Source organism: Streptomyces sp. NPDC002573 (genome assembly GCF_042889625.1).
Taxonomy (GTDB): Bacteria; Actinomycetota; Actinomycetes; order Streptomycetales; family Streptomycetaceae; genus Streptomyces; species Streptomyces gibsoniae.
On record NZ_JBIARC010000062.1, the window covers coordinates 17,883 to 44,771 of the forward strand.

At 68.7% G+C, this 26,889-nt stretch carries 28 protein-coding genes and 4 pseudogenes; 12 read left to right on the forward strand and 20 right to left on the reverse strand.

Features of this window, described 5'->3' with window-relative positions:
- Positions 1-234: 234 nt before the first annotated feature.
- A pseudogene (locus tag ACFYX0_RS37020) lies at positions 235-1,972 on the reverse strand (TIGR03767 family metallophosphoesterase).
- Positions 1,973-2,798: 826 nt separating this feature from the next.
- On the opposite strand from ACFYX0_RS37020, the pseudogene ACFYX0_RS37025 reads away from it, so the two are divergent.
- The 7 genes and pseudogenes from ACFYX0_RS37025 to ACFYX0_RS37055 form a co-directional block, all read left to right on the forward strand.
- Positions 2,799-3,807: pseudogene (locus ACFYX0_RS37025) on the forward strand (IS110 family transposase); the annotation flags it as partial.
- Positions 3,808-4,247: 440 nt separating this feature from the next.
- Positions 4,248-5,309 (forward strand): alpha/beta hydrolase-fold protein, encoded by a 1,062-nt coding sequence (locus ACFYX0_RS37030; RefSeq protein ID WP_355923784.1) that lies wholly within the window; start codon positions 4,248-4,250, stop codon positions 5,307-5,309.
- Positions 5,310-5,794: 485 nt separating this feature from the next.
- The gene (locus ACFYX0_RS37035) at positions 5,795-6,031 is read left to right on the forward strand and encodes a hypothetical protein (RefSeq protein WP_355923782.1); all 237 of its coding nucleotides are present in this window, start codon (positions 5,795-5,797) and stop codon (positions 6,029-6,031) included.
- Positions 6,032-6,675: 644 nt separating this feature from the next.
- A complete protein-coding gene (locus ACFYX0_RS37040; protein WP_388977481.1) occupies positions 6,676-7,062 on the forward strand; it encodes an SseB family protein in 387 nt (128 codons plus the stop codon).
- Complete coding sequence (locus ACFYX0_RS37045; RefSeq protein ID WP_355923778.1) at positions 7,059-7,196, forward strand: hypothetical protein; 138 nt, start codon at positions 7,059-7,061, stop codon at positions 7,194-7,196. Before ACFYX0_RS37040 ends, ACFYX0_RS37045 begins: the two co-directional genes overlap by 4 nt.
- A gap of 5 nt (positions 7,197-7,201) precedes the next feature.
- Positions 7,202-7,561: a hypothetical protein gene (locus ACFYX0_RS37050; protein ID WP_388977484.1), complete on the forward strand. Its 360-nt coding sequence runs from the start codon at positions 7,202-7,204 to the stop codon at positions 7,559-7,561.
- A gap of 7 nt (positions 7,562-7,568) precedes the next feature.
- Positions 7,569-8,000 (forward strand): putative T7SS-secreted protein, encoded by a 432-nt coding sequence (locus ACFYX0_RS37055; protein ID WP_388977487.1) that lies wholly within the window; start codon positions 7,569-7,571, stop codon positions 7,998-8,000.
- A gap of 1,018 nt (positions 8,001-9,018) precedes the next feature.
- Here the strand turns inward: ACFYX0_RS37055 and ACFYX0_RS37060 are convergent.
- From ACFYX0_RS37060 to ACFYX0_RS37085, 6 genes and pseudogenes are all read right to left on the reverse strand, one after another.
- Positions 9,019-9,189 (reverse strand): hypothetical protein, encoded by a 171-nt coding sequence (locus ACFYX0_RS37060; protein WP_355924977.1) that lies wholly within the window; start codon positions 9,187-9,189, stop codon positions 9,019-9,021.
- Position 9,190: 1 nt separating this feature from the next.
- Positions 9,191-9,292 (reverse strand): annotated as a pseudogene (locus tag ACFYX0_RS37065) (SpdD-like protein); the annotation flags it as partial.
- Positions 9,293-9,328: 36 nt separating this feature from the next.
- Positions 9,329-9,532 carry a hypothetical protein gene (locus ACFYX0_RS37070; RefSeq protein WP_355924979.1) on the reverse strand — a complete coding sequence of 68 codons (204 nt, stop codon included), beginning with the start codon at positions 9,530-9,532 and terminating at the stop codon, positions 9,329-9,331.
- A gap of 198 nt (positions 9,533-9,730) precedes the next feature.
- Positions 9,731-10,309, reverse strand: a complete 579-nt coding sequence (locus ACFYX0_RS37075; protein ID WP_388977490.1) for a hypothetical protein — start codon at positions 10,307-10,309, stop codon at positions 9,731-9,733.
- 286 nt (positions 10,310-10,595) lie between these two features.
- Positions 10,596-11,798: a helix-turn-helix domain-containing protein gene (locus ACFYX0_RS37080; protein WP_388977493.1), complete on the reverse strand. Its 1,203-nt coding sequence runs from the start codon at positions 11,796-11,798 to the stop codon at positions 10,596-10,598.
- Positions 11,782-12,270 carry a hypothetical protein gene (locus ACFYX0_RS37085; RefSeq protein ID WP_388977496.1) on the reverse strand — a complete coding sequence of 163 codons (489 nt, stop codon included), beginning with the start codon at positions 12,268-12,270 and terminating at the stop codon, positions 11,782-11,784. The genes ACFYX0_RS37080 and ACFYX0_RS37085 overlap by 17 nt, the downstream gene beginning before the upstream one ends.
- An 88-nt stretch (positions 12,271-12,358) precedes the next feature.
- On the opposite strand from ACFYX0_RS37085, the pseudogene ACFYX0_RS37090 reads away from it, so the two are divergent.
- A pseudogene (locus tag ACFYX0_RS37090) lies at positions 12,359-12,685 on the forward strand (ISAzo13 family transposase); the annotation flags it as partial.
- 119 nt (positions 12,686-12,804) lie between these two features.
- Here the strand turns inward: ACFYX0_RS37090 and ACFYX0_RS37095 are convergent.
- From ACFYX0_RS37095 to ACFYX0_RS37130, 8 genes are all read right to left on the reverse strand, one after another.
- A complete protein-coding gene (locus tag ACFYX0_RS37095; protein ID WP_388977499.1) occupies positions 12,805-13,899 on the reverse strand; it encodes an acyltransferase family protein in 1,095 nt (364 codons plus the stop codon).
- Positions 13,900-14,621: 722 nt separating this feature from the next.
- Positions 14,622-15,380 (reverse strand): Ku protein, encoded by a 759-nt coding sequence (locus ACFYX0_RS37100; protein WP_355924963.1) that lies wholly within the window; start codon positions 15,378-15,380, stop codon positions 14,622-14,624.
- Between the two features lie 41 nt (positions 15,381-15,421).
- Positions 15,422-16,264: a hypothetical protein gene (locus ACFYX0_RS37105; RefSeq protein WP_355924965.1), complete on the reverse strand. Its 843-nt coding sequence runs from the start codon at positions 16,262-16,264 to the stop codon at positions 15,422-15,424.
- 60 nt (positions 16,265-16,324) lie between these two features.
- The gene (locus ACFYX0_RS37110; RefSeq protein ID WP_388977501.1) at positions 16,325-16,597 is read right to left on the reverse strand and encodes a hypothetical protein; all 273 of its coding nucleotides are present in this window, start codon (positions 16,595-16,597) and stop codon (positions 16,325-16,327) included.
- Positions 16,598-16,674: 77 nt separating this feature from the next.
- Complete coding sequence (locus ACFYX0_RS37115; protein ID WP_355924969.1) at positions 16,675-16,944, reverse strand: hypothetical protein; 270 nt, start codon at positions 16,942-16,944, stop codon at positions 16,675-16,677.
- Between the two features lie 257 nt (positions 16,945-17,201).
- Positions 17,202-17,342: a hypothetical protein gene (locus ACFYX0_RS37120; protein ID WP_388977503.1), complete on the reverse strand. Its 141-nt coding sequence runs from the start codon at positions 17,340-17,342 to the stop codon at positions 17,202-17,204.
- A gap of 12 nt (positions 17,343-17,354) precedes the next feature.
- Entirely contained in the window at positions 17,355-17,483 is a 129-nt protein-coding gene (locus ACFYX0_RS37125; protein WP_388977506.1) for a hypothetical protein, read from the reverse strand.
- 23 nt (positions 17,484-17,506) lie between these two features.
- Positions 17,507-17,974: a hypothetical protein gene (locus ACFYX0_RS37130; RefSeq protein ID WP_388977509.1), complete on the reverse strand. Its 468-nt coding sequence runs from the start codon at positions 17,972-17,974 to the stop codon at positions 17,507-17,509.
- A 400-nt stretch (positions 17,975-18,374) separates the two neighbouring features.
- Here ACFYX0_RS37130 and ACFYX0_RS37135 point away from each other — a divergent pair, with 400 nt between their 5' ends.
- The 3 genes from ACFYX0_RS37135 (at position 18,375) to ACFYX0_RS37145 (ending at position 22,935) form a co-directional block, all read left to right on the forward strand.
- Positions 18,375-21,887, forward strand: coding sequence for an ALF repeat-containing protein (locus ACFYX0_RS37135; protein WP_388977511.1), 3,513 nt, complete (start codon positions 18,375-18,377; stop codon positions 21,885-21,887).
- A 78-nt stretch (positions 21,888-21,965) separates the two neighbouring features.
- Positions 21,966-22,382 carry a hypothetical protein gene (locus ACFYX0_RS37140; protein WP_355925191.1) on the forward strand — a complete coding sequence of 139 codons (417 nt, stop codon included), beginning with the start codon at positions 21,966-21,968 and terminating at the stop codon, positions 22,380-22,382.
- A gap of 373 nt (positions 22,383-22,755) precedes the next feature.
- Positions 22,756-22,935, forward strand: coding sequence for a hypothetical protein (locus tag ACFYX0_RS37145; protein WP_355925313.1), 180 nt, complete (start codon positions 22,756-22,758; stop codon positions 22,933-22,935).
- Here the strand turns inward: ACFYX0_RS37145 and ACFYX0_RS37150 are convergent.
- From ACFYX0_RS37150 to ACFYX0_RS37165, 4 genes are all read right to left on the reverse strand, one after another.
- Positions 22,932-23,096 (reverse strand): hypothetical protein, encoded by a 165-nt coding sequence (locus tag ACFYX0_RS37150; RefSeq protein ID WP_355925315.1) that lies wholly within the window; start codon positions 23,094-23,096, stop codon positions 22,932-22,934. The genes ACFYX0_RS37145 and ACFYX0_RS37150 overlap by 4 nt on opposite strands.
- Positions 23,093-23,362, reverse strand: a complete 270-nt coding sequence (locus tag ACFYX0_RS37155; RefSeq protein WP_388977514.1) for a hypothetical protein — start codon at positions 23,360-23,362, stop codon at positions 23,093-23,095. Before ACFYX0_RS37155 ends, ACFYX0_RS37150 begins: the two co-directional genes overlap by 4 nt.
- Before the next feature lie 246 nt (positions 23,363-23,608).
- The gene (locus ACFYX0_RS37160; RefSeq protein WP_388977516.1) at positions 23,609-24,004 is read right to left on the reverse strand and encodes a hypothetical protein; all 396 of its coding nucleotides are present in this window, start codon (positions 24,002-24,004) and stop codon (positions 23,609-23,611) included.
- A 293-nt stretch (positions 24,005-24,297) separates the two neighbouring features.
- Positions 24,298-24,708: a SpoIIE family protein phosphatase gene (locus ACFYX0_RS37165; protein ID WP_388977519.1), complete on the reverse strand. Its 411-nt coding sequence runs from the start codon at positions 24,706-24,708 to the stop codon at positions 24,298-24,300.
- A gap of 142 nt (positions 24,709-24,850) precedes the next feature.
- Between ACFYX0_RS37165 and ACFYX0_RS37170 the strand changes: the two genes are divergently transcribed.
- Entirely contained in the window at positions 24,851-26,071 is a 1,221-nt protein-coding gene (locus ACFYX0_RS37170) for a SpoIIE family protein phosphatase (RefSeq protein ID WP_388977522.1), read from the forward strand.
- Positions 26,072-26,671: 600 nt separating this feature from the next.
- On the opposite strand, the gene ACFYX0_RS37175 is transcribed toward ACFYX0_RS37170, so the two are convergent.
- On the reverse strand, positions 26,672-26,889 hold a 218-nt coding region (locus ACFYX0_RS37175; RefSeq protein ID WP_388977525.1), incomplete at its 5' end, for an integrase core domain-containing protein.

Here is a 26,889-nt window from a genome sequence, read left to right on the forward strand (position 1 = left end):
GTGCTGCCGGTGAGTTTGAGGACGTTACCTCGTGTGCTGTCGCTGGCCCAGGTGTAGGCGCCAGTCAGCGATGCGGTGAGTCCGGTGCTGCAGTCGGAACTCGTGGCATTGGCGCAGTCAGCCGCTGTTGTGCCGGTGCCTTCGTCGAGGGTCCACGAGTGGGTGACGGTGTTGGTGGCGGTGCCGAGGTCCGGGGCTGGCCGGTTGTCGGAGCACACCAGGGGCCGTCGACGTCTACGTCGCGGGCTTGGCCAGGAGCAGTTCGGTGTTGTGGTCTGCGGCGGTGCCGATGCGAGTGGCGGGGGTGGCGTAGGGGTCGTTGTAGGCGAGTTCCCGGTACAGAGCCGCAAGGCCGGGATCGGAGGTGTCGCTGAAGTCGGTCCGGTAGGGGGCGGCGGACTCGATGAGCGTAGTGAACAACGAGAGAGTGCCGTCCTGGTTGTCGGCGATCTCGATGATCCGGGCGTGGTGCGGGTAATCGATGTGGGAAGCGGTGTTGATCTCCCAGAAGGCGCGCTCGGGGACGGTGTGGCCGTGCGGGATGATCTGGTTGGTGTGGGTGTGCCCGTTGACCCAGGCCACGACGTTCGGGAAGCGCTGGAGGAGCGTGACGAGCTCGTCGCCGCTGTGTCGGGCTTCGAAGGGGTGGTACGGATCGGGCAGCAGGTTGCCCATCGTGCCGCTGGTGTGGTGGCTGAAGACGACGACGAGACAGCTGTCAGATCCGCCACGTACTGCCTTGCCGTCGCTGTCGTACCAATGTCCGCTGTTCGCCTCGAGGACCGACTCCAGCCAGTTCAGTTGTGCGGTGCCGAGTGAACCGTCTGCGAACCCCGCCCGGTTGGTGGTGTCGAGGCTGATGCCGAGGACGCCGTTGGCGAGGTCGAAGGTGTAGTAGAGGTGTCCGCCGCTGACCGAGTCCTTGGTGAAGCCGTGGCCGACGGGGCCGGCACCGGTGTATGCGGGGTTCAGATGTGCCTGGGCGAAGTCGGTGGGGGCGAACGGGTGGCGCCGCTCGTCGGGTGTGACCGTGCGGATCGCGCTGCCGCTGGTCAGCAGCTTGCTCAGCAGCAGCACGGCTTCCGCCGGGTCGTGCAGCACGGCGTCCGCTAGTTGGGCCGCGGTGGCGTCGTCACAGCCCTCCAGCTTGCGTGAGCCGGTGTAGAGGTCGTTCAGCAGGCCGAGGTCGGGCAGGCTGCCCTCGATGCTGTCGTCGTGGTTGCCGACCGTCGTGTACCAGGGCACGCTCAGGCCTGGTGCGTCGAAGGGGCGGATGGCGCCGCTCAGGAAGCCGGGTATCTGCGGCAGGCCCTTGGCCTTGTAAGCGTCCTGGAGGGACGACTCGGGGTTCCAGTACTGGGCGCTGTCGGAGTTCTGTACGCCTTCGTAGCGGGCGGGGTCGCCACTGTTCGGGGTGATCCGGCCGCCACTCATGACGGTCAAGTACCAGTCGAGCTCGATCCGCTCATGGTTGTCGGTGTTGTCGCCGGTGGCCATGACCAGGCTGAACGGCAGGCCGGTGTAAGGCCCTTGGGTGCACCTGGTTGACCCGGTCGACGAGTGACGAGGCACCGCGCACGGTCAGCGTCTCCTGCGGCCGGTGCGCGCTGTCGTTGAACCGTGCCAGGTACTCGAACCGCACCGGCGACTCGGTGTCCGTCAGGTGCAGGTCGGTGAATTGCACGAAGGAGGCAAGTCCGGTCCGCCGGTCGTCCCGCCCGGAATCGGCACCGGCCAACTCGGCGCGCACCACGAGCGGCCAGCCGGCCCCTGCCACCAGCCGCTTGTACGCACTGTCGCCGGACGGCGTGGCCACCTGTTCCAGCGTGGTCCCGTCGATCCGAATCGCACGCGCGGCCGTGGCAGCCAGGGCCCGGTCCCGGGCACGTGCGCTGCTCGGCGTCAGCAGCGGCCATAGGGCGGCTCCCGCGGCTGCTCCCGCCACGAACCGGCGACGGCTCATCCCGCTCATGAATCCCCCTGTCCATGGCGGCGCTTGAGTGTCACGCCCGACGGTCGAACGCGTCCGCCGGAGCAACCTTACTGACGGGTATACAAGTGTCCAGAGCGCGCAGGGAAACTTGGGGGAAACAGGGAGAACGAGTGACGGGAGCCCGCGGTCGCGGTTGTGACCTGTGCACAGACCGACGCGCGGGCACGGGCGGTGCTGGAGCGGCTGCCGCTCGGGGAGTAACGACTGCATCTCCATCAACTAGCCCGCCAGTGGTGGGGCCTGGCACACGTACCTGGCCGCAGCTGGGATGCGGCCCAGCCGGATCCTGGCCTGCCCCGACAGCGGCCTCAGAGGCAGAGGTTCCCTTGCGCCACCACGACCGTATCGTCAGCCGTCAACTCGCCCCAGCAACCGGAGCCGACGCAGAACCTGGCGCGGCAGCGGCACCAGCAGAGCTGCGAGGAAGGCTCGGTCTTCCGAGGTGAACTTCACCCGGTCCGCCCCGAGCTGTCTCCACGCCACGCTCTCCCGCGCGTATCTGCCGCGGCACATCGGTACCGCCAGCGGCGTTCCCCTTGCGATGGCGACCACCTTCGAGGCTTCTACCCCCATTACCGTCTTCGTGGCCCCGCAACCGGGTTCCCGACCTACGGGCCCGGCATGACTGGTCCCCCCTGTTGACCATGATCTGGGGGGTGGTGTCACTGGGCCGGGAGGCACTGGGAGACCGCTGATAAGAGGCATGACCACCCACTCCGCCAGGGGTTTGGGAGGCTCTTCGTAATGTGGATGCCGGCAACCGGCGCCGCAGGTGAGGCCGGGACCCTGCGACCGAAGGATCCTTGTGATCGACACGAGTGAGATCGGCGTCATCCTCGGCCTGGACGTCGGCAAGGGCGAACACCACGCCACCGCCGCCACGCCGGCGGGGAAGAAGGCGCTCGACGAACGATTGCCCAACAGCGAACCGAAGTTGCGGGAGCCCTTCGAGAAGATGAAGGCCAAGCACGGGATAGTGCTCGTAGTGGTCGACCAACCCGCGTCGATCGGCACCCTGCCCCTGGCGGTCGCCCGCAACGCAGGCTGCCAGGTTGCCTATCTGCCCGGACTGACCATGCGCCGGGTCGCCGACCTCTGTCCCGGCGAGGCCAAGACCGACGCGAGGGATACGTTCACCATCGCGGACGCGGCCCGAGTCATGCCCCACACCCTGCGGGCCTTCGAGCTGAGCGACCAGATGGTCGCCGAGCTGGAAATGATCGTCGGCTTCGACGACGACCTCGCAGGTGAAACCACCCGCATCGCCAACCGGCTGCGCGGTCTGCTCACCCAGATCCACCCCTCGCTGGAACGGGTACTGGGCCCGCGCATCCAGCACCCGGCCGTGCTGTTGATGGTCGAACGCTTCAGCTCTCTTGAGGAAGGCAGGACGCCGCCAACTGATCAGCCTGATACGGGCCAAGACCCCGCGCATGGCCGAACGCCTGGTGAGCGACGTTTTCACCGCACTCGACGAACAGACGGTCGTCGTCCCGGGCACCGATGCCGCCGCACTGATCGTCCCCAGCCTCGCCAGCCAGCTGAAATCCGTACTCGACCAGCGGAAACTCCTTGCCACCCGGATCGAGGAATTGCTGGAGTCGCACCCTCTTTCCGCGGTCCTGACGTCCATGCCGGGGATCGGCGTCAGGACCGGAGCCAGGAATCTCGTCGACGTCGGCGACGGCCGCAGCTTCCCCACCGCAGGCCACCTCGCCGCCTACGCCGGTCTTGCCCCCGCCACGAGAAGTTCGGGCTCCTCCATCCGCGGCGAGCAACCGTCCCGACGGGGAAACAAGCAGCTCAAACGGGCCGCCCTCGCCGTCTCGCTCACCGAAAAGGAAGTGCACGAGGGGAAGACCCCGAACGTGGACGCACTCAACGACGAGGCCCTGGACTGCCGCAGGCCTAGCGGCACCGGCCGAGCGCATCCCGTCGGCCCGGGACTTTCCGGAGACAGACTCTGCCGACGGCGCCGCCTCACCGGCCGAGGGCCCGCGGTCACGCCTTCAGGCCCAGACGGAAAGCCCGGCTGCCCGGCTCTGGCCGTGATGCGAGCACCCCGGGCCCTGCAGGCCACCGTCGCCCGTACGCACCGCCCTCTAACGATCACTCGCCTTGTCCTGTCCCGTCGGACGGAACCGGTGATCGTGGGGTCCCCTCTAGCCAAGTAGCCCGCATGAGTGGTCATTGCGGACGCTACAGCCGGTAGCGCCCGCTTCACTCTCGTTCAGTGGTCCAGAAAGGTGGTCGTGTGTCTCTCACCGGAACGCCGTTCTTCGTCGCCCTCATCGTCGCGACGGTCGTGGCGATGGTTGGCACGATCGCCCTGTGGGCCAGGATCCGCGGGCCCAGGCCGGTGCGTTGGCTGGCGCACGCCGTGATGATCGGCCTGTGCCAGCTCACCGCGATCAGCGTCGTGGCCACCTGGATCAACAACAGCTACGGGCTGTATGCGTCCTGGGACGACCTTATGGGCAACACGGACAACACCAAGGCGGTCGCGATGCCAGGGCCGCCGGTGCAACGCGCGAAGTTCAACCAAAGCACCAAGGGCGGTGTCCTGGACACGTACTTCCACGGCCAGAAGTCCGCCCTGTCCGGGCAGGTGCTGGTGTGGAAGCCGCCGCAGTACGACGAGCCGGCCTACAAGAACAAGCGGTTCCCGGTCATCATGCTGCTGCACGGCGTGCCCGGATCCCCGGAGTCCTGGCTGGAGCACGGCGGCATGCCGGGCGCCTTCTCGGACCTGCTGAAGCAGAACAAGGTGCACCCTTTCATCCTGGTGATGCCCGTGGTCAACCCGGGCAGTGTGGACACCGACTGCACCGACCTGCCCAACCGCAAGGTCGCGACCTGGATGTCGGTGGATGTCCCGGACCTGATCAGACACAAGTTCCGCACCCTGCGGGGTGCCGGTGGCTGGGGCGTGATGGGCTTCTCGACCGGCGGCTTCTGCGCTGCGAAACTGCCCCTGCAGTACTCGAAGGTCTTCGGTGCGGGCGCCGCTCTCGACCCCGACCCGCTGACCGGCGACGAGTCGGTCCTCCCGGACCCGACCGTGCGCCGGCGCAACAGCCCGACCTACCTGGTGCGGCACACGAAGTCCCACGTCAGTCTGTTCCTCGCCACCTCACGCGAGGACCGTCTCAGCCCGCCCTCCTACATCACGCAGTTCCAGGCGGCCGCGGCGTCCTCGCCGGTCACGGTGCGCACACTGTTCCTGCCGAACGGCGGCCACAACTACAACACCTGGTCCGCGGAGTACCCGCCGGCGTTCGCTTGGCTCAGCCAGTGGCTCTCCGCCCCGCACTGACCCCGGCCGCGGGGTTGGCTCAGCGGGTGGTCGGGATTTTGCCGAGCAGGTTGTGATCGTGTGGCGGTAGGCGGCAGCAAGGTGAGTGAGGTTGGCGGCGTGTCTCTCGCTGGGCAGTGGCTGCACGCGCAGCGCGCCGGGCGCGCATGGCCACGTGTCGGCTGGAGGTGGGGGTGAACTGGGGGCCATGGCCGGGTAGGGCACCTGCTGCTGGGCCGGGTGCGACGGTGGGCGGGGGAGCGGGACGGTAGTGCTCCTCGGCGAGGTGGTCCAGCGCGATGGCATCGGGCTACCGGATCGGTACCGGTCCCGTCACAGAGCGCGGTTCCTGCGCGTGCTGCGAGCGGCTCCGCCCCGCCTCGCTCTGAGCGAGGTGAGGAATCCGACATTCCCCTGCAGGAAAAGAGCCACAGGGAACCGCCCCCAGAAGAGCCGAGTGGACCGGTCGCCCGCTCGCCCTGCACCCCCGTCCGATCGCCCGCGCGGTGGCCGAGACCGTGCAACGCGCCCAGGATGCCATGGACGCCCACGAGTGGCGGGCCGCACCGACCGACGCGGCCGTGGCCGAACGGCTCGCGCAGTCCATGGACTGCGCACCGCCGCCCGGAGAGGTCGTCGACGAGCCGCCGTACTCGCCCGCCTGGCGACAGTGGGAGCGGCGCTGGAGCAACTGCGCCGGGCGGCTGCCGAACCACTCGGCGAGCACGTCGGCACGCTGCTGAACGATCTCCTGCGGGCCCTGCCCACCGCTGCGGATCTCCCCTCGGACGAACTGCGCGCCGAGAGCGGCCCCCTGGCCTCGCCCCGGCTTTGGGATACCGAGCGGGCGCTGCGACTGGTCCAGCATTTCGTCCTTGACATCACTCTCCGTTAAGTCTTCCCCAACCGGGGCCCGGCTCTTCCTCACCCCGGGCTGGAGCCGTGATCAAGGGCTGGGGTGGCGCTTCCAACCAGAGCCTGGGCCGCGAGGGTACTCACGCCGCAACCGCCTCGGGACGCTCGACGGGCTGGCCCCGTTCGAAGCGGGCTCCGGCGCGGAGGAGGGCAGCGAGGGCGGACCGCGATCACGGCTCGCCACCGTTGCTGCAATGATTCGACGGCATTGACGGCCATGGCCAGGGTGGCGGTACGGGAATCGGCGCCGCGGGAGACCTATGACGACCGTCATTGAGAGCCTCCGTCAACGCGGGTCACTCACCGCCGCCGAGCAGCTCGGACCTGCCTACGGGGGTGTCCACAGCAAGGCCGCGAAGGGGAAGTGGCCTGCGGTCCGCCCGAGGCGGCACCGGAAGAGCCGGGGCAACAACCGAGTAAAGCCCAGAGAATCACGGTCGGTGGCGGCGGATGGATGCCTGATACTGAGGGGATGCGCGATACGGGGCGGGGGCTGGCGGAACGGCTGACCGAATCGCATGAGGGGCGGTTGGACGGAGCAGCGCTGGTAAATGAGTTCCGGCGGGCGCTGGTGCATGTGCCGGTGATCGGGGAGGCGTTGTGGTCGGCGGATTCCGGGGGCGTGAGGTGGGTGTATGCCTTCACCGGTGAGGAGTCGCTGGGGCGGTTCCTGGCCGCGCGGGCTGTCGGACCAGGCACGGAAGTGCCGTACATGAGGGCGTACGGGGCGCGGTTGCTGGATGTTGCGGTGCCTGCGGTCGGCCGCCCGGCCGGGATCACGGTGGATGTGGCCGGGCCGTGGCCGGGGCTGCTGCCGCCGGTGGCGGGGATCGTACCGCCGGCGGCGGTGGCGGTGTGAGCGGCGGCTACCAGGTCGATCCGGATGCGCTCAAGACGGTGGCGAAGGGCATCAACGAGGCGATCGACGAGCTGAAGTCGCTGGGATCGACGAGAGCGGCGAGGTCGGCCGGGGCTTCTCGAACGTCGAGTTGAAGGGCATGGAGCTGGGCAACGCCGGGCTCCGCAGTGCCTTCGACGCGCTCTGCGAGCGGTGGTCGTGGGGCGTGCGCACGCTTATCCACGACGGCAACGAGATCGCGTTGCGGCTGGGGCTGTCGGCCAGTCTGTACCACGATCAGGAGCAGTACGTGGAGAAGATGCTCAAGGACGTGGTCAACGCGGCCATGGGCAATCCGGACCTCACACGGGAGCAGGTGGAGGCCCAGTCCTGGGGCAAGACGCTGTCGGACAACTCGTTCAACGACTTCCGGCACGCGGACTGGTCGGAGAAGTCGATGGAGGAGGCGGCCCAGCACTCGGCGCAGACGTGGAAGGCCGAGGGCCGGGATGCGATGTAACCAGGCGGTGTCCGCGGGGCATGACCCGGGGGCGGCCCCCACCAGGCCGGGGAAGTTCGACGGCGATTCCTACGCGGCGGAGATGGCCCTGGCGGAGATGGATCTGCACCGGGCCCGCGCGCAGCGCGACTCCGCAGCGCGCGCTGCTGCCCAGGCGGTCGAGGCGGCCACGAACACGGCTCCCAAGGAGCCGAGCTTCGCCTCCCGCCTGCTGGCGGACGGCGAGGACCTGGCTGCCGGATACTCGCTCACCCTGGACCATGTCGCCGGCGGTGTCGTCAAGGGGGCCGCGGACCTGGTGAAGTTCGCCCGCGGCCTGAACCCCATGGACCCGTACAACGTCGCTCACCCGGCAATGTGGCTGGAGCAGGTCAGCACTACGGCGGCCGGGATGCTGCACGCCTCCAACCATCGACGGCCGCGACCTGCGGCCGCCTAATCGATCAACGCTCTGACGTGCTGCTGAGCTGTCGGCAGTTGTTAGCGTTGGTTATCGTTGCGCGCCCTTCCACGGCCCGAGGACGCCCGGGAGAGCGCTCGTGCAGACATCACGGTTGCGTACGTTCACGCTGTACAGCCGTGCCGCGTCTGGGGTTCGACGCCAACGGATACCCTGCGGCAATGACGCGAACTGCAGCGGACTCTGTGCTGGACGGCTGGTATGGCCCGGCCACACCGGTTGTCCGGCAGTTGCGGGCTTGTCGACCACAGCGGGATGGCCAAGTCGTTTTGCGACGCTGGTCTCGCGTCCTTCTGGCTCGATGCACGGCCGCGGGCTTCACTGTGGTGGCTCTCTTGGGAGCGTCGCGCTGGGGCCCTCGACCAGGGCACCAGGTGGATGCCGCATTCGTCGGGGCGCTCCTTCTGTTCCAGGCGGCCGGTCTGTGGCAGTGCTCGCAAATTCGCCTGGTCCTGCGGCCGGGAGTGATTGTGCTCTACGGCCCGTTTCGTCGGGTGATAGTGCCGTGTCGGGCGGTGCAGCACGTGTACCGCACCCATCCGTCACGTGGCAATTGCAGACTGGTGCTGGAGACCCAGGACAGCCGGAGATTTGAGCTCCTGTGGTTCGAAGATGTGCTGTGGGATCGTCTCTTCGACTCCTCGCAATTTTGCGAAGACGAGCTCCGCGCTCACCTGCGGCGAGCGGATCGGCAACCTTACAGAGGGCAGCCTGGGAGACGGATCTCATTGTCGATGATCGCCATGACCCTGTTGGGCGTCTCTATAGGGTCCGTGCTGTGCGGTGTCGTCCTTGCTCTCCATTAGAAGAGTCGAGCTCCAGTTTGGAAGATCGCGTATGCGGATGCGCCTGAGCTGACAAGACGCTGACCTGTGCGTTCCTGGGAGTCTCGCCGGTGTTCCCCGTCGTTCCCCGTGGGTCGCTGCTCCGTCGGGCACGCCAGGGGCACGGCTTCGTGTCGGGGCGAACCGTGCCCCTGGCGCCGCTGACGCTTACGTCACAAGCCTCGGCGGGACTTGCGCTGAGCACGCTTCGCTTCCTTCTCCGCTGCCTTCTGCGCCGCCCGTTGCTGCCGCTCCGCCTCACGGGCGGCCGCTGCCGCCTCCTTCTCCTCGGCGCTGTCGTGCAACAGTTCGCCGACGGAGAAGCGGCAGCCAAAGCCGCGCATGTCAGCGTCGCTTGGCTTCGGTGCTGATCAGGGAGCGGATCACCAGCGCGCAGATCGCGAGCGAGGCGCCGGTGATGGCGACCGCGAGGAGCATCGAGGCGAGCCTTGGACGTCGTACGTGAGGCCGGTGGCGCCGACGTCACGGGACCGTGGCCTGCGGCTCGCTCCGTGACGGCTGCCACAGCACGCCAGCAGAGTCCCGGTGCGGGAATCCGGCGAAGGCGATGTCGGCGAAGGTGACACCGTCGGCACTGCGGACGACGGGCGGCTGCTTGAGGTGCTCGCTGCTCCACGAGGTGATGTGCGGAACGGTGTGACCCTTGTAGGTCAGGAGTGCTGACATGGCTCTCTTCACGGCGACGAGTCGGAAGGTGGAGTGCGCCGGCCGTGCGCGTCAGGGGACAGCCACGCACGGCCGGCGCGGTCTATGCGTCACCCGGGACGGGCGTCGGGTCTGGCAGCGTGAGCGGCGTGTCGGTTCCGGCGGCGATGTGGCCGGCCGCCCATAACACGGCCAGCGCGCTGCCTAACGGGTCGCGGCTCACACGATCACCTGCGAGGCGCCCTCCGGGGCATCCTGCTGCTTCGCGGCCTCGGCCACTCCCGCGCGTATCATCTGAAACAGGTGCTGCGGGTCGGTGAGACGGCCGGTGCCGTCCGGCAGTGTCAGCCAGTACGGCCCCGGAGGAGAGATCAGGTCCAGCCTCGGCACCCCCACGTGGTGGATGTACGGCCGGGTACCGCCCAGGCATTCAACCCCTGCAGCGGCGAGGGTGCGCGGCCACTCCCGGTCCGTGCCAGGGGGAACGAGGACGTACAGGTACGGCCGGTACGGGTCGCAGAAGACCGGGCCCGGAACGTGCAGCTCCTGCAGTCGGCGGCGCAGCTGCTCGGGTTCGGCGTCGCGTTCCAGGTCGGCTCCCAGCGGGGCGTACGGCACGCGCACGACGTCCCACACGATGCCTGCGGTCAGCAGCGCGATGCCCTGCTGCCTCCACTCCGTGCCAGCCTCTTGGCGGGACTTGGCCGCCCGGTACATCCACGTCTGAGCCGCAGCCCTCTGTGCCCGGTCCGCGCCGCGCAGCGGGACCAGTGGGGCCTGTTGTCCCGCGCCGGTCACCGCACTACCCCGTCCACATCAGGCGCCGCTCCGCCGGCGTTTGCGGTGGTGCCGATGTCCAGCGACTCGGGGCCGATCGCTGTCTCTAAGGGGCCAGTCATCGGGCAGCACGCTCCCTTGGGCTGCAGGCGGGAGCGGTGCTGGCCCGGCCTCTGACGGGGGTACAGGCCAGCACCGCATGACGCCATCACGCTATATACTGGCGCGATGACAGCCCAGTGACAGAAGCCACCAGTCGCGGGCCCAAGTCTCGCCCAACTAGGACACGTTGTCCTACCTATCCGCCCTACGCGGCCGGATCCACTCCCAGTCGAGCCGCGAGCGACCTCAACGGCGTGTTCCGGCGCCGCTCCGTCTCCAACATCTCCCGCACCGTCGATGTCGCAAGAGCCTGGAACCGGATCCATTCCGGCTGCTCGGTCTCCACCTCCAGCAGCGTCGCCAGCGCCCCATCGCTGTCGCCGGTCTGGTACTGGGCCTGCGCGACGTCGACCCGGTACGCAGCCGAGTGCACCGGCCGGGAGATCTCGTCCAGGTTCACGTCACCCGAGAAACGAAGCGCCTCATCAGGCCGCCCGTCGCTTCCGGCCAGCGCGATGTTCACCCTCTGCGTGCGCACATCGACCAGGGAGAAAGCCGTCCCGTACGCGCGCACCGGGCCCGAGCGGATCGCCGCAGCCTCAGCCGCGATCAGCATCTGCACGGCGTCGTCGTGCCGGTCACGCCGCGCCGCAGGAGTTGCCGCGGCCACCAACAGGTTGCCGTACACGGCGAGCTGATTCGGCGTGGACTTGAGGAACGATGGCTCCAGCGCGTCAGCTTTCCGCTCGGCGATGTCCTGCGCCTGTTCCCAACGGCCCTGCCGCAGCAGCACCCACGACAGCGTGGACACGCCCATGCCTTCCATCAGCGGGTCCGACGCGCGTGCTGCCGCCGCGAGCTGCTTCTCCACAGCCGTATACGCCCAGTCCGGGTGGCCGGCCTGCGTAGCCAGGCACGCCGCGAGCTGGTAAGCGAGCGCCAGCTGCCCCCACACGCGCTCTGTCGGCGTCTCCCGGGCGACCGCACGGCCATCCCTCAGCAGCAGCGGCAGCGTCCCCGACAGCCGGGAGTAGTCCCCCCGCCAGTACAGAGCGGTGGCATCCCGCACGCTGTCCGTCCACGCCTGCTCGTCAGGCGGACCCTCAAGATCAGAGTCCGCGAGGACCCCGGGGATGGCGCCGATGTCCTGGATGGCATCCCGCAGGGCCAGAAGGCCACCATCATCGGTGAGTTGCTGGGTCACGGTGGGCTGCCCTACCAGGCGTTCGAGCTGCGCATCGAGCGCCCTTGCAAGGGCGCGGAGAGTGTTGATGCGCGCGGACTGCCGCACGCCCTGCTCTAGCTTGCGGATGGTGTCGACGTGGACGCCGGCGCGTTCCGCGAGCTGCTCTTGGGTGAGGTCGCGGAACTCGCGGAGACTGCGGATGCGGTCACCGATCGTGGTCATATCTACCCCGCCAGAAGGTTGTGGCTCCACGGTACTGCCGGGCTGGGGGTACACGTCGAGGAAGCCGCACGAGTAGCAGCGGGCCTACGTCCCTGACCTTGCGCTTGCACGTCTGGGCGCGCTCCAACAGCGCGTCGACAGCCGGGGTGGGAGATCGGCCATGCTGCCGCCTCCTCCACGCTGCGGATCGTGCCGGTGGCTTGTCGGGGTCCTTGTGGCTGGTCCAGCCGCACCCAGCGCCCTCGAACACCTCCATGTACCGCACGCGCGCCTCACGGGCCCGGTTGAGGGTGCCCGCGTTGTAGGCGACGGCGCTCTTGGCGAGGGACGCCGCTTCCGCCCACGCCCGCACCGGAATCCGCGCACCGTTGCGGTAGATGACGTACGTGAGCTGGTGTTCGGCGGCGAGCCGGTCGACGAGGGCCTTCACCGCCTGCAGGGCGGTGGTGTGGCCGGCGGCCAGCAGCGGCACCTCGAGACGTCCCGTACGGCCCGATAGAAAACGGCGACCATGCCCTGCTCCTCCTCCGAGCACCAGCTCATGAGATCCGTGCCATAAGGAACTCGCCGGCTTCGACGGCCTCGTCGCCCGCTACCGCGACTACTGCACCCAGCACCCACCGGTCCTGCTACCCGGGAAACGCCCCGACGGCGGACCCGGCGCCGGCGCCCGCAGGCTCTCCGCCGCCGACCATCTCGTCGTCTTCCTTCTACACAAGCGCTGGTCCATGACACAGGCACCGCTTGCCGAAGCGACCGGCCTGTCCAAGAACAGGATCGGCGCAACCATCCGAGACGCCGCTCCCGTCCTCGCCGCACTCGGCCACACGGTGCCCACCGGCGGCCTCACCGTGACCTCCGCACAGCAACTCGCCGCGATCGCCGGCACACCCCACCCGTCCCACACGACCAGTAGATCCAGGGAGTTATTAATCGACAGGCCCCTGGCCTCCATCGTCGATCAAAAGCGGGGGTGGACGGCCACTCCCCGCCGTGCCCGCGCGGGTCAGCCAACACTGCGGGCGACCCCATCGGCCGGGTTCTCGGCCCGGCGCATGGCGGCGAAGGAGGATACGAGCCCACGCTTCATCAGCGGGGCCAACGGACGCTCCACGAAGCGGTGGATCAGCCACGCCGCCGCGAGCATGAGCGCGAGGACGACGGCCAACGTGGGGTAGGGCGACAGCCGACGACTGAGCCGGGTGATGACCTCGAAGCCGATCTCCTGATGAACCAGGTACAGCGGGTATGTCAGAGCCCCGGCCGAAGCCACCCACCGCCAACGGATCCAGTTGAACGCGCCCAACGCGGTCGCCGCCATCACCACGAAGCACACCGTTACGACGAGCGCTGCCACATGCCACGACAACCGCTCTCTCGCACCGTACTCGTTGACCGTCATGATCAACGCGATCCGGTTCTGCGCCATCAGCCAGCAGAATCCCAGCATCCCCCACAGCAGCAGATTCTGCCCGAACCGGTATATCAGGAACAGAACCATCCCACCTATGAAGTACCAGGAGAACTGCGATTGAACCACGATGTCGAGCAGCGGCCAGTGCGCCTGCGGCGCGAGCAGCGACAAGAATCCCCACACGCCACAAAATGCCAGCACTCGGCGGTACGTCACGCCGAACCACACCACCACCCCGAACAGCACGTAGAACCGCAGCTCGGACCAGAGAGTCCAGTACACCGGATCGATGTCCGAGACGCCCATCGGCGCGTGCGACATCGTCAGGTTGGTCAGCACCCGTGTCACGGTCGGCCTGGACGGGTCGTGACCCCAACGGTGCGGCGAGAAGTACAGCACGGCCGCTGTGAGCAGCACGCCCACCCAGTAGGCGGGGAAAAGCCGTATCACTCGGGAGGTCACGAAGTCCCCGACCGACCGGCCCCAGCAGGACATGCAGATCACGAACCCACTGATCATGAAGAACAGTTCCACCCCTAGCCAGCCGTACGCCCCGACGGCATGCCCGACCGGCATCAGCACACCCGTGCGACCGTGCCACACTCCCGTGAACCGCTGAACTCCCAACCAGTGCCACGCCAGCACCGCCAGCGCCGCGATCAATCGCAACGCGTCCAGGAAGTACAACCGCCCCCTGTCCGGCGACGGCGTGGTCCCAGTCGCTGCCCGGGCTGGGGCCGGGGCAGCGGGAGCCGGGATGGGGACATGATGAGCGGGCTGTGCGTGATCCGTCGTGGCATTCGACAATGTGCAGACTTTCGTCACGGCCGGCCGCGCTGCCCTACACCACGGCTGCAGGCCCAGCCTTTATAGGGGGACGGCACGCCACGTTACTGACCTACTCTAAGGAAATCGACAGCGGGCTCACAATGTACGCGGCGCTGCCACGTGTCCTGCGGCAGCAGCGCGAGCGCGTCCGTGACCGCGGCGGCCTTCTCGGAAAGGAGGGTGACGCGGTGGTCGGCGCGCACCGCGACCACGTAGCCCAGACCCAGCTCGCGGCATCCGGCGCGCACCTCGCGCGAGCCGTAGACCTAGCCCGCGGCGAAGTGCGGTTGACCTCACGACCTCGGACGACGGCCCCGAGTCATCTCGCCGAGCGTGTAGTGGACGTCGGCCTTGCTCCTCAGCCCGACTTCGGCGCCGATCTGCTCCAACGTCGGGTACCGCCCCTTGTCCGCCACCCACTCGCGGATGACGCGGGGGATCTCTCAGGCAACGGCCTCCGGCCCGGACTCCTGCAGCGCGCTGCCCAGCTCCTCCGGCACGAAGTCGACGCCGCGGCACGGTGCGAGATAACGCGGAACGCGGCGGCGAGGCTCGTCCCGGGGAGTTGCCGGAAGAGCCTCTCAGTGCTCGCGGGCTGCGCGGATGCTCGCTTCCAGCGCCGCCATCAAGTCCACGGCCGGCACAGGCTCCTCTGGCTCCTCCAGCCCGCCACCCGACACCTTGGCCACCACCAGTTGTTCCAGCGCGGCCGCGTACTCGTCGTGGAGGTCGGCAATCTCCACCCCGGCGAGCTGGTCCATCAGCAGTTCGGCAAGCTCCAGCTCCCGTTCCGTCACCGGCGACGCTGACGACAGGTCGCCCGGCTCGCGGAGCTCCTCCGGCCACAGCAGCGTGTGGAGGACGAGAATTCCATGCCTCGGCCTCAGTACCGCCAGCCGCTCGCGCGCCCTCAAGGTGACCTTGGCGACGGCAACCGTGCCGTGCCGGGCCAAGGCCTCAACAAGCAGTGCATACGGCCGCTGTCCCTGCTCACCGGCCGCGCCGACCCAGTACGGCCTGGAGTACAGCATCGGGTCAACCTCGCGCTCGGCGACGAAGCCGAGCACATCGACAGTCTTCCGCGTCGGCAGGGGCAACGCGGCCAGGTCCTCGTCGAGGAGGACGAGCATCCGGCCGTCCGGGCGCTCCCAGCCGCGCGCGATCTCCGACTGCGGCACCTCGACGTCCTCACGCTCGCAGACCTTGCGGTGCCGGATACGGGCGCCGTCGCTGGCGTGGACCTGGTGGAGCCCGGCGCCATGCTCCTCGGTCGCAGAGTAGAGCTGGACGGGGATCGTGACCAGGCCGAACGAGATGTAGCCCGACCACAGTGCCCTCATACGGACACCATGCAAGCCGGGGCGGTTCGGCGCACGGGGTGCTACTCCGGCCCGGTGATCACGAGTGCGTCGGCTAGGCCTCCGGCACCTGGTCGGGCCGGGGCCCGAAGGCGCGCGTGCACCGCGGGTGGGAGATCGGCCACGTCGCGGCCTCTTCGATCGTCCGGAGCGTGCCTGTGGCCTTGTCGGGGTCCTTGCGGCTGGTCCAACCGCAGTCGGCGCCATCGAACACCTCCATCCACTGCACGCCCGACTCCCGCGCCCGGTTCAGCGTTGTAGGCGACCGCGCTCTTGGCGAGGGTCGCGGCCTCCGCCCACACCTGCACCGGCATCCGCGCAGCGTTGCGGTAGATGACGTACGTGAGCTGGTGATCGGTGGCGAGCCGGTCCGCGAGGGCCTTCGCGGCCTGCAAGGCGGTGGTATGGCCTGCGGCCAGCAAAGGCACCTCACGCCGGGCCGCGTCCCGCACGGCCCGGTAGAACACGGCGGCCATGCGCTGCTCCTCCTCCGAGCGGCGCAGGAAGTCGGCGTAGGAGTCGGAGGCCAGCGACTGCAGGGCCTCCCGGTGGATCAGCGTCCACGAGAAGTGCCCGCCCACAGCCTGCGCTGCCGCCCGGGCGCCCTCCTCGTACAGGTGGGGCAGCTGCCGGGCCACGAACGCTCTCGCCTCGGCGTCGACGCGCTGCTGGAAGTCTGTGATGGCGGCCTGGAACTGGGCGAGCCGGTCGGCGACCATCCGGGAGCGGGCGTTGTCGCCGATCGCCGCGATCACGGCCGCCTGCTCGGCTGCCAGGCGCTGCCAGGCATCCTCGAGCACCGCGGCGACGCGCGCGGCGACGGTGCCGGCGTCGCCGGGCGTCAGCGGCGGGAACTCGTGGCCCACTACCGGCGCCAGTGGTGGCGTCGGCGGCGCGCGGACTCCAACGGGGCGAGGACGAGGGTGTCAGTGTCGGCCGTGTCGTCGGGCGCGGTCGCGGCCTGAACGGAGGCGATCTGCCGTTCCAGTCCGGTGAGGTTGTTGGACTGGTCCATGGTGGACGACGCCGTTGACGGTCAGCTGCAGCGGGTCGGCGAGCAGCTTGGCGCGCCGCTCGGACAGCACTTCCAGGGCGACAGCCCTCGCGGAGCCGAGCCGCGTGTAGCGGGTCTGCAGGTCGTTCTGGTCGGTGGTGGGGCCGAGCCGCGCCAGGAGCCAGGCCAGGACAGCAGAGTCCACGGGCGGGTCCTTCCGGGGTAAGGGGTGCGGCCCGGCACCCCCGCCACATAGGGGTGCCGGGCCGGGTCTGGCTGGGCCTACTTCTCGTCGGCCTGCTTGCGGGTCCGGGTCCGGGGCTTCGCGTCGGGCTCAGCCTCGGGCGTCGACGCAGGCGCAAAGACGGGCCCGGGCGTGGGCGTGGGCTCGGGGCCCGGGTCGGGTCCGCCGGCGGACGCCTCACCTTCCCCACCGTCCTCGTCGCCGTCCGGCTCCCACGCCGCCGGGTTGGTGATGACCTCGGCCAGGTCCTCGTCCGGCTCGTCGCCGGGCTGCAGGATCAGCCACTCGTTGGACTTCGGATGCCGCACGTGCACCGCTGCCCCGATCAGCGCGCCGTGTCCGCTCCGGGTGGGTGTCGGTGGCGATGCCGTCGGCAGTCACCGTTGAGCGCGCGTTCCGGGCACCCGTTGCGCTGGAAGGTCCGCGGCACCTGGACGACCGGCTGAGGACGTGCTCCTGCCGGCCCGGCGAATCGGGCGGGCCGGCAGAACTGGTCCGATTCACCCGGGGACCGTCGCCCGGAACCAGCGTCCGGGGCCGGTCCCCAACACCGCTCGCGGGTACGTCAGTTGTCCGGTGCGAGGCGCAACTCGTCGTGCAGGCCCTTGGCGTCGACACCGGCGAAGAGGCTGACGTGGCCGTCGCTCCACCGGACGAGGATGTCGTCGGCGGCAGAGTTTGCGGTGAACGCGCCGGCGGTGACCACGGCGGCGTCCTTCTACTCCGACTTCGCGGGCCGGATCCTGATCTCGCCGGGCAGAGCCTTGCCGGTCAGGCCCGGGTAGAGGGTGGTCTCACCGTCGATCCAGCGCACCACCAGGTCGTCGGTGTGGGAGAGGCCAGGCAATGAGCCGGTGAGAAGCACTCGGTTCAGCCGGTGACGCGGAGCTCGACGAGGACGGAGGGCTTGCCGCTGGCGCCCGCTTCCCCGATGGGCTTGTAGTCGTTCTTCGCGGCGTCGACGACGGTTTCCTTGTCGCCGCTCTTCACCGTGGCCTCGACGGGGTGGTCCTGGGTCCAGATGCCGTAGGCGTCGGGCAACTCCAGGGTCAGCTCGCCCTGCTTGCCGTGGACCGAGAAGCAGAACTGCTTCTGAGCGGTCCGGGACTCGACCATGATGGCGTATGTGGACTTGCAGTCGGTCAGCAGGATGTGGCCGTCTCCCCGCTTCAGGAGGATCTGCGTGTCCTGGAAGATCTTCGGCGCGTCCGGGTAGGCGAAGTCCTCCACGGCCGAGGGCATGGTGTCATCAGCCGGAGTGGCCGTGGCGGAGGCGGTGGGAGTGGGGTCCCCGGGAGCGGCGTGTGCGGCGGTCAGCGTGGCGAATGCGGCGCACATGGCCAGTCCTCCGGAAATGCCGGCCATGACGAGGGTTCGGCCCCTGGTTATCAAGGTTTCTTCTCTTTCCCCGTGGTGGTGCTGCACGGCGGTGAAGCTCCTGTGAGCTTCGCGTGCTTGGTCTGTGCTTAGGATGTTACTGGCGCGTCGTCAGATGTAGTGACGCACCGAGCAGATGACGACTGTGCGGCCGACCGTGTTCACCGGTCATGACCAGGTCGCTCGGCTGTGGCGGTCACCGCTTTCTGCCAACGGGTGCATGGCCCGACCAGCCGTACCCGCATGCGCGCCAGCTCATGACAGATCTCACATACTTTTCAGGGGGAGTGGGCCTGTGAAACGGCCTTTGCGTTCATCAGGAACGCCGTCCAAGAACGCGGCACCGGCACCGTGGGGGTGTGTGCGGGGTCTGCGCCGCGCGTGCACCGTGCTCCTGCCGATCACGCTCACCGCCGGCCTGTTCAGCGCCGTACCGGCTGTCGCGGACGACGACCCGGAGGACGGCGGAGCACCGGTCTCCGAGCGCGGCCTGGTCGTGGAGTTGTGGACGAACGGCGGCCCGGGTGTCAGGGCGGCGGCGGAGAAGGCCCTGGTGGGCTCCGACGACGACGTCAAGAAGTTCCTTGCTGACAGGGACGGCATCCAGAACGACGACGACCGTGTCGACGTCAGCCGTATCGTCGGCGTGGGCGGTCCCGCGGTGCAGGAGGCCGCCAAGAACGCGCTGAAGGACCCCGATCCGGGCGCGGTGCGCGCATTCCTCCTCGGCGGGTGGAAGGTGCCGCTGCAGGAGGACCACCGGGTGGAGGCCTCGCGGGTCATCAACTTCGGTGGGCCGGGCGTCAAGGCGGCCGGTATGGCGGCTTTGAAGGGCAGCCCGGATGACGTCGCGCAGTTCCTGAAGGTCGGTCAGTACCAGGCGCGTGAGACCGACGACCGGGTCGAGGTCTCGAAGATCATCAACGACGATGGGCCGGCGGTGAAGGCCGCCGGCAAACTCGCCCTGCAGGGCACCGCGGACGACGTGGTGGAGTTCCTCGAGGTCGGGCAGTTCGTCGCCCGCAACAAGGACCAGGAACACGCCACCGTCCAGCAGTTGCTGGACCAGGCGCAGAAGGCCGGGGTGCGGGCCCAGGCCGCGACGGAGGCGGCCAAGGCGGCCTCCGCGCGGGCGAAGGCGGCCTCGGCGCTGGCCAAGGAGGACGCGCAGCGGGCGGCCAAGGAGACTCAGGCCGCGAAGGGCGACTCCCAGGTGGCTGCGGCCAGGGCCCGGCAGGCGGCGGATGCTGCGCGGGCTGCTGCTGGTGCGGCGCAGGAGGCGATCGGTGCGGCGAACGCGGCGAACGAGTCCGCGCGCGTTGCTGCGGCGGCGGCCGCGCAGACCGCCAGTGCGGCCGCGGCCGCGTCGGATGCCGCCTCCCGCGCCTACAACGCCGCCGCGGCGGCCGCTGGCAACGCGGGCAAGGCCGAGGATGCGAAGAACGCGGCGGCGAACGCGCGGGCGACGGCCCTGCTGGCAGCCAAGTCGGCGCAGGCGGCCCAGGCGGCCGGGGATGCCTCCCGGGCGGCCAAGGCCGCCGCCGCGGACTCGCTCGCCGCCGGCGCGAACGCGAACGCGGCCGCTGACGCGGCGGATGAGGCGAACGCGGCTGCGGACGCGGCCGGGGCGCACTCGCAGGAGGCCGCGCAGGCCGCTGCGGAGACCCGCCGCCACGCGGCGGAGGCCAACCGCGCCGCCAACGCGGCCCAGGCACTTGCCGACGAGTCGGCGGACGCCGCCTACGCCGCGCGTGACGCGGCCAATTCCGCCGCCGCCCATGCGACCAAGGCCGCCGACGCCGCTGAGGACGCCGCCAAGCACGCCGGGCAGGCAGCCGATGCGGCCAAGCAGGCCGACAAGCAGGCGCAAGCGGCCAAGCAGGCCGCCGACACCGCGGACGTGGCGGTGGCGACCGCCAAGAAGGTGTACGACATCGCCCGCAAGAGCGAGGCCGAAGACCTCACCACCCGCACCAACGCCGTCATCGAACGCGCCCGGACCCGCAAGAGCCAGGCGGACGACTTCACTTCCCGGGCCGCCGCTGGCCTGGCGGGCGCCCGGGGCCTGGACGACACCGCACAAGCCCTGGCCGCGCAAGCCTCGAAGCCCGACGCGGACACCAAAGCCCTCGCCGTCAAGGGACGCGAGCTCGCCCTGAAGGCACTGCAGGAACTCGGGCCGTTCAGTCAGGAGGCAGCCAAGAAGGCCCTGTCCGGCACCGACGACGACGTACTCGCCTACCTGCGCACCGGCTGGCAGCAGGCCGAAGCCCAGGAGGTCCGCGAGAAGGTCTTCGAGCTCAGCACCGACAGCCCTTACCAGGCGGTGCGCACCGCCGCCACCGAGGCGCTCAAGGGCAGCGACCAGCAGATCGCCGACTTCTCCACCACCGGCCAGTACACGGCCGCCAACGACGACCTGCGCGTCGCCGTCTCCCAGATCGACAACGCTGGTGGACCCGGCGTCAAGGAAGCCTCCAAAGCCGCGTTGGCCACCAACGACCCCAAGGCGCTGGCTCTGTTCATCGCCAACGGCCAGTACTCGGCCCGCAACGACGACGAACGCGTCGCCGCGTCGAAGCTGGTGAACGACGGCGGTCCCGAAGTGCAGGCGGCCGCCAAGATCGCCCTGTCCGGCCCGGCCGACGAGCTGCACGACTTCCTCCAGGTCGGCCAGTACATGGCCGACCGCAAGGACAAGCTCGCCGCCACCCACAACGCGCAGATGCAGCGCCTGATCGCCGAGGCGTCCGGCATCGCCGCCACGGCCCGCCAGAACAGCTGGCTCGCCGCCAAGGCCGCAGCCGACGCGCACAAGGCCGCGACCGACGCACAGAAGGCAGCCACCCAAGCCGCCAACTCCGCCAAGCAGGCCCAGGGCTTCGCCCACGACGCCGACACCGCCGCCACCAGCGCCGAGAACTGGGCCCACCAGGCCGCCCAGTCCGCGACCACCGCCCGCAACGCCGCCGACACCGCCGACCGCGACGCCGACAACGCCACCGCTTCCGCGGCGCAGGCCCAGTTCGACGCCACCTACGCACGCTCCTCCGCCGAACAGGCCGACCAGGCGTCAGCCGACGCCCACGACTCCGCAATCGCCGCCGGCAAGAGCGCCAAAGAAGCCCAAGCCCAGGCCTCCCAGGCCTGGCAGATCACCATGGACAAGCGCCGCGCCGAGCAAGCCGAAGCCCGACGACAGGCCGAAGCAGCACGCAAGGCCCAAGCAGAAGCGAAGAAGAAGCAGCCGCGGGTCTGCACCCCCAGCCCCAACCACGAGATCGCAGGCTTCCTGCCCTGCGCACTCGCCCCCGGCGACTTCGTCGTCGACACCACCCCACCCGACCCGACCCTGACCGCCATCACCTGGCAACTCCTCGGCCTCAACGACATCAAGGACTGCATCAACAACCCCGCCCTCGGCAAATGCGCCTCCGCCGCCATGGTCGTGCTCCCCGCCGTCGGCGAACTCGGGGCTGCAGCGAGGATTGCCAAGGGAGTCGAAGGTGCGGCCGAGGAATCACGCACCATCTGGGGGGCAGTCAAGGCGACACAGCCGAACTACCCTGGAAGCGCTCTGCCGAAGTCCTTCGAGCTCAGTGCCGACGATGCAAACGTCTGGGTACACGGAAACGCAACCGAACATATCGCGGAATACCTGTCCGGCATGGCTAAACGAGGCTCGACCAAGGCGCAGATAGACCTGGCAACTCAGGCGCAGCTCGAAAGTCTGCGGGCAGCGGTAAGTGAGGCCGCGAAGGGCGGTATCCCCTTTGATAAAGTAGTGGTGGCCGGTGGATGGGAACTGAAGTTCAGTGCCCCGAGGAGTGAGGGACAACTCCCCGCATTGATTCACGCCCTACCCCTAGAATGATTGGCGATCCACATGATCCGAGTAATTGATACATTGACCTGCGCAGGGGCGAGTTCGGAGAGCGATCCCTGGATCCCCATGAAGGTCACCTGGGAGCCACGCCCTGCGGACACCCCCTTGTATCTGAGGATCACGGGCTCCAGCGGTGGAGAGGTCGAGCTGAAGATCGATCCCGCTACCGGAATGCTGGTGCAGGCGATCGTCATTGAGGAGCCCCGGCAGGCCGAGGCAACCGACCCCCTCTCCCTCGAGGAAACGCAGGATCATTCCCCGGTCGTCGATCGTGCCCCATGGGGGCCGACGCACGGTCCGGACGGTACGGAGTACAGCACCTCGGTGGTGTCGGTCGTCGAGGACCTGGGATTCGTGCGGACCGCCCATCGCGTTGAGTTGGTCTTCTTGGATCAGAAGCCCGCGCGTTATGTGCGCTGCGGGAACGTGACGGTCGCGCTGTCCGACAAGGGCGCCATCGCAACGATCAGGGCCATCCTGTAACGGTGGAGTGCCCGCGGAGTCACACCGAAGCGGCCGCCGGGTGAGGTTGACGCCGCGCCCGGCGGTCGTCGCGACGGATGACGCGGCCTTGGTGCAAGCACCTGCAGGATGTCGGTTTGCCGAGACCGGGCAGGCGGCCTTCGTGGGTACACAGTAGGATGCGGAACAACCGGGCCGGACACCCCAGGTTGGTCACGCAGCGAGTGTCGGGGGTCTGTGATTGTGCCGGAGACGTACGCACAAGAGCTTGACTATATCGTGAATTACGCCTGTTGAGAGCCTGGTCTACTTCGACATCGTCCGGGATGCGGCCGAAAAGGTCGTCGGATCAGAAAATGCAGAAGACCAGATCCAGCAAGCCACACTGAGACTCGTGTCAGATATGATCGAGCGAGGTGTGGAGGTAGGAGAACCCGACTCCGACGCAGACGGGGACCTGATTCCATGGAGCATGTCGAAAGATGAGGCGTTGAATCACATCGCCAGAGAAATGGCGATACGCGACGACCCCGGCGATTTCATCGACATCTGCTGGTTCAAGCCTCCCCGCTAGAGAGAAAATGGGAGGTCGGCCAGGGTCCGGGAGATCAGGGCCGGGAGGTCGTGGTCGAAGTCGTCGGAGGCGGGGGTGCGTCCGGTCGGGCGGATCTCCAGAAAGCGCATCACCGACAGCTCGAGGTAGAGCGGCAGGCCGTGGCTGTGGGCGGTGATCACGGCGCGCAGGTCGTCGGCGATGAGAGGCTGTCCGTCGTGGGAGAGCCGGCGGTCGAGGTAGTCGTCGCAGTCCTCGGGGCGAAGTCGCCGACCAGGACCTGCTGGCCGCCGCTGGAGGTGGGCAGCGGGGCGCGGGTGTAGGGGGTGTCGGCGGCGGCCAGGCCGGGCGAGGCCTCGGGGCCGGTGAAGTCGAGCTGGCCCTGGAGGCCTTCGTCGGCCCACTGGAGCCGGCCGCGCCCGGTGATCACCCACAGTGCGTTGGGCATTAGCCACACCACGCGCTGGATCAGCCGTTCCAGGTCGCGGCGGGTGCGGTCGCCGACGTCCTCGAAGGTGTCGAGCAGGACGACGGGGGTGACGCGTTTGCGGTCGGGGAGGCGGACGATCTCCCACGCGAGCAGGTGCGGATAGTAGGGGAGGGCGTCCAGATCGGGCTCGGCCTCCAGCAGGTCGGCCAGCCGCGCGCATCCGGCGAGTCGCGTGTACCGTCTGGCGGCGCTTGCGCAGTGCCCTCACCAGCGCGCCGGTGACCTGGCCGCCGACCGATCCGACCATGCCGGGCAGCGCGAGCATCGAGGCCGCCTCACCGAGCGCGGACTGCATCGGTTCGGGCAGGCCCTGCCCGAACCGATGCAGTCCGCCGCGGCGCAGGTCTCTTCGATCGGCTCGCTGGGATGGTTCACCTCCCAGTACCGGCGCAGGGCCAGGTCGAAGGCGGGCAGTGGGTGTCCGACGCGGGCGGCAAGAGCGAGCCGGATCGTGAGCACCAGCTGCTCGAAGTCGATGCCGGCGGCGCGACCGAGGTCGATCCGCACGGGCAGGATCCGCCCGTCCGGCCAGCCGGGCTCTCCCCACTGTGGCGGGCACTGCCCGGCATCGGCGAGAGCCGCCTCGAGCTTGCGGGACAAGGCGCTCTTACCTCCAGGTCCAAGGAGGTCTGCCATTGCGCCCTGAAAGCCAGGATTTCGAATCTGCCTCCACGTGCACGGAAGGGGATGCTCCCGCAGCAGGGCGTCTCCGAAGGCTTGCGGTACGCGCCCGTCGCTCGAAAACGGCAAGGGACATGGGTGTGATTCGGGGCAGCGCAAGGCCCACGGCTGCCTGTTCCTCGCTCTGACCGACGGTGCGGGCAACTTGGTGTGGATCTCGGCGGCGAAGCCGGGGCGCTCCAGCGAGATCACCACCGACCGCCACAACGAGATCACCACCCGCCTGCGATGTGCAGATTCACGGCGTGGGGGCGGTCGGACCGGTTCGTGATGGTGGTGCTGTACGGGCCGACGCTTCCTGATGCGCGGCGGTTCATACGGCCCGGGGACGGAGCATGCCTCCGGCGGGGGCGCTCAGGCGCGTCGCACACCTGCTTCAGGCCGGCCATGATGTCGCGTGGCCGGTTCTCGATGTGTCCGTCGGTGTAGAGCACGAGCTGCGTGTCCTTCGGCAGCTGCCGCTCGTCGGCCTGAAAGCGCAGGCCGGCTAGACCGAGGGGGCCTTCGGGCAGGTCGAGAATCTTTATTCGGCCGTCCGGATAGGCCATGGCGGGCGGAAAGTGACGCCACGCGCAGCTGCAGGAGGCCGGGTCGTAGATCGCATCCAGGCACGCGCGAACCACTCAGCGCCGGCCGTCAACCGATGCCCCCGCCGGCTTCCAGCCGTGCAGCTCAGGCGCCGGTTGGGGTCGGCGAGCCCCGACGCTGGATGACCCATAGAATGACGTTTGAGGTGATCGCGCTCACGGACCCTGGAGAGCGCGTATGGCACTAGAGATCGATTTCACAGCCTTCTGTGACGCCGCGCCGAGCCCTTATCTGGTGCTGGACAAGGACCTGGTGATCCGCTATGTCAATCCGGCATGTCTGCAGATCACCGGGCGAACCAGAGAAGAGCTCATCGGGAAGTACTTCTTCGACGCCCTACCAGGAAATCCCGGCGCCCCCGAGGACGCAGAATACGTAAAGGCGTCATTGCTGGAGGTCCTGGACACCGGGAAGCCGGACACCCTGACGCTGCAGCGGTACGACATGCCCGCCCCCGAACAGCCGCACGAGTTCGAGGAGCGATGGTGGTCTATGGTCCGCACCCCGATTCTGGGGCCGGACGGCAGCGTGAAGTGGGTCGTCCAGCGGGCCGACGACGTCACCGCCTTCGTCCACTCACCCGGGGCACGTCAGTTCACCGAGCACGACAAAGGCATAGCCGCCGAGCTCTACGTGAGGGCGCGCGAGCTACAGCGGCTGAATCAGGAGCTGCGCCAGGCCCACGCCCGGGAATGCCAGGTCGCCGTCACCTTGCAGGAAGCCATGCTCGACGACCCTGACCTGCTCCGATACGAAAACGTCGCCGTGCGGTACCTGCCCGCGACCACATCACTCAACGTGTGCGGCGACTGGTACGACCTCGTCGACCTGCCACCCGACCGCTACTCGGTGGCGGTCGGAGACGTCGTCGGCCACGGCCTGCACGCCGCGGCCGTCATGGGCATGCTCCGCAGCGCCCTGAGTGCAGCCATCAGGGCCCTCCCCAGCCCCGCCCAGGCCCTGGAAATCCTCGGCCTCTACGCCCGCTCCCTCGAAGGCGCGACGGCCGCAACGGCGGTCAAGGTACTCATCGACCCCCGCACCAGACTGATCATCTACAGCAACGCCGGGCACCCACCGCCCGTCCTGCTCCACCGCGACGGGGCCTGCGAGCTGCTCGACCAGGCCACCGATCCGCCGCTCGGCGCCCGCCCGCATCATGTCCCCCGCCCCCAGGCCAGCCTGACCTACAAACGGGGGGACACGCTCGTGCTCTACACCGACGGGCTCATCGAGCGCCGCGACGAGGACATCTACACCGGCCTGGCCCACCTGACCAAAGCCCTGGCTCAGGACACCACCCTTGCCCCTGACCAGCTGGCCGACACGCTGCTGGCCCGCCTCGGCGTCGCCAACGGCGCCAGCGACGACATAGCCCTGGTCGTCATCCGCCTATAACTTCGAGCGACGCGGCTCACGCGGTACGTCACCGGGCCGTGCCCCCTGCGTCCCCGATCGGATGGCGAGTGGCGGGGAGTAAGGGGGGAACGTCGGCGGGCGTTCCAGGAACGCTCAGGTCAGCGTCTCGCCACCTCAGCCCCGATTCGCATACGCGATCGTCCAAACTGGTGCTCTTGCTGGAGCGAGCAGCCCTTGTCAAGACCGCGCGGCGGCTGACACCAGGGGCCGACACCAACAAGCGCGAATACCGGAGGTCGACGCCGGATCTCAGTGGATGATCGACCGAGGCGCAGAGCCGGTTGATCGACATTTCCGGTCCCCCGTGATCGACCTGATAAGGATGAGGCCGGACCTCAAAGCCTGCGTCCAGCACGCCGTCGACAACCATTCGACGGCGCTCCGCTGGCTTGCCTCGGATCGAGGGAGTTTCACGCGCTATGGGCCGGCGGGACTGCGGCGTTCGATCAGGACGACGTTGCGCCACTCACCGTGGTGTCGGCCGATGCCTTCGCCAGTGCCGAGGGCGAGTTGGGCGTTGTCGGATGTGTGGGGGCATCCTGCGCAGTGAGGTGACCCCCGGAGTGTGGACACAGGGGTTCATGCTGCGAGGGAGAGTCTAGCTGTCTGGTGGTGCTGCTGTTCGAACTCCATCGGGGAGAGGTAGCCCAGCGCACTGTGGCGTCGGCGGGCGTTGTAGTAAGCGAGCCACTGGAAGATCTTCAGCCTTGCCTGTCGCATCGTCACGAACAGCTTCCCGTGCATCGTTTCTCGCTTGAGTCCCTGCCAGAAACTCTCGGCCAGGGCGTTGTCGTAGC

Excerpts from the sequence above, each read along its gene's own strand:
- ACFYX0_RS37100 (WP_355924963.1), bottom strand. The coding sequence starts at position 15,380 with ATGAGGGCACTGTGGTCGGGCTACATCTCGTTCGGCCTGGTCACGATC.
- ACFYX0_RS37040 (WP_388977481.1), top strand. The coding sequence starts at position 6,676 with ATGCGCGATACGGGGCGGGGGCTGGCGGAACGGCTGACCGAATCGCAT.
- ACFYX0_RS37050 (WP_388977484.1), top strand. The coding sequence starts at position 7,202 with ATGGAGCTGGGCAACGCCGGGCTCCGCAGTGCCTTCGACGCGCTCTGC.
- ACFYX0_RS37155 (WP_388977514.1), bottom strand. The coding sequence starts at position 23,362 with ATGCCCAACGCACTGTGGGTGATCACCGGGCGCGGCCGGCTCCAGTGG.
- ACFYX0_RS37170 (WP_388977522.1), top strand. The coding sequence starts at position 24,851 with ATGGCACTAGAGATCGATTTCACAGCCTTCTGTGACGCCGCGCCGAGC.
- ACFYX0_RS37130 (WP_388977509.1), bottom strand. The coding sequence starts at position 17,974 with ATGTGCGCCGCATTCGCCACGCTGACCGCCGCACACGCCGCTCCCGGG.
- ACFYX0_RS37140 (WP_355925191.1), top strand. The coding sequence starts at position 21,966 with ATGAAGGTCACCTGGGAGCCACGCCCTGCGGACACCCCCTTGTATCTG.
- ACFYX0_RS37080 (WP_388977493.1), bottom strand. The coding sequence starts at position 11,798 with ATGACCACGATCGGTGACCGCATCCGCAGTCTCCGCGAGTTCCGCGAC.
- ACFYX0_RS37070 (WP_355924979.1), bottom strand. The coding sequence starts at position 9,532 with ATGTCAGCACTCCTGACCTACAAGGGTCACACCGTTCCGCACATCACC.
- ACFYX0_RS37060 (WP_355924977.1), bottom strand. The coding sequence starts at position 9,189 with ATGCGCGGCTTTGGCTGCCGCTTCTCCGTCGGCGAACTGTTGCACGAC.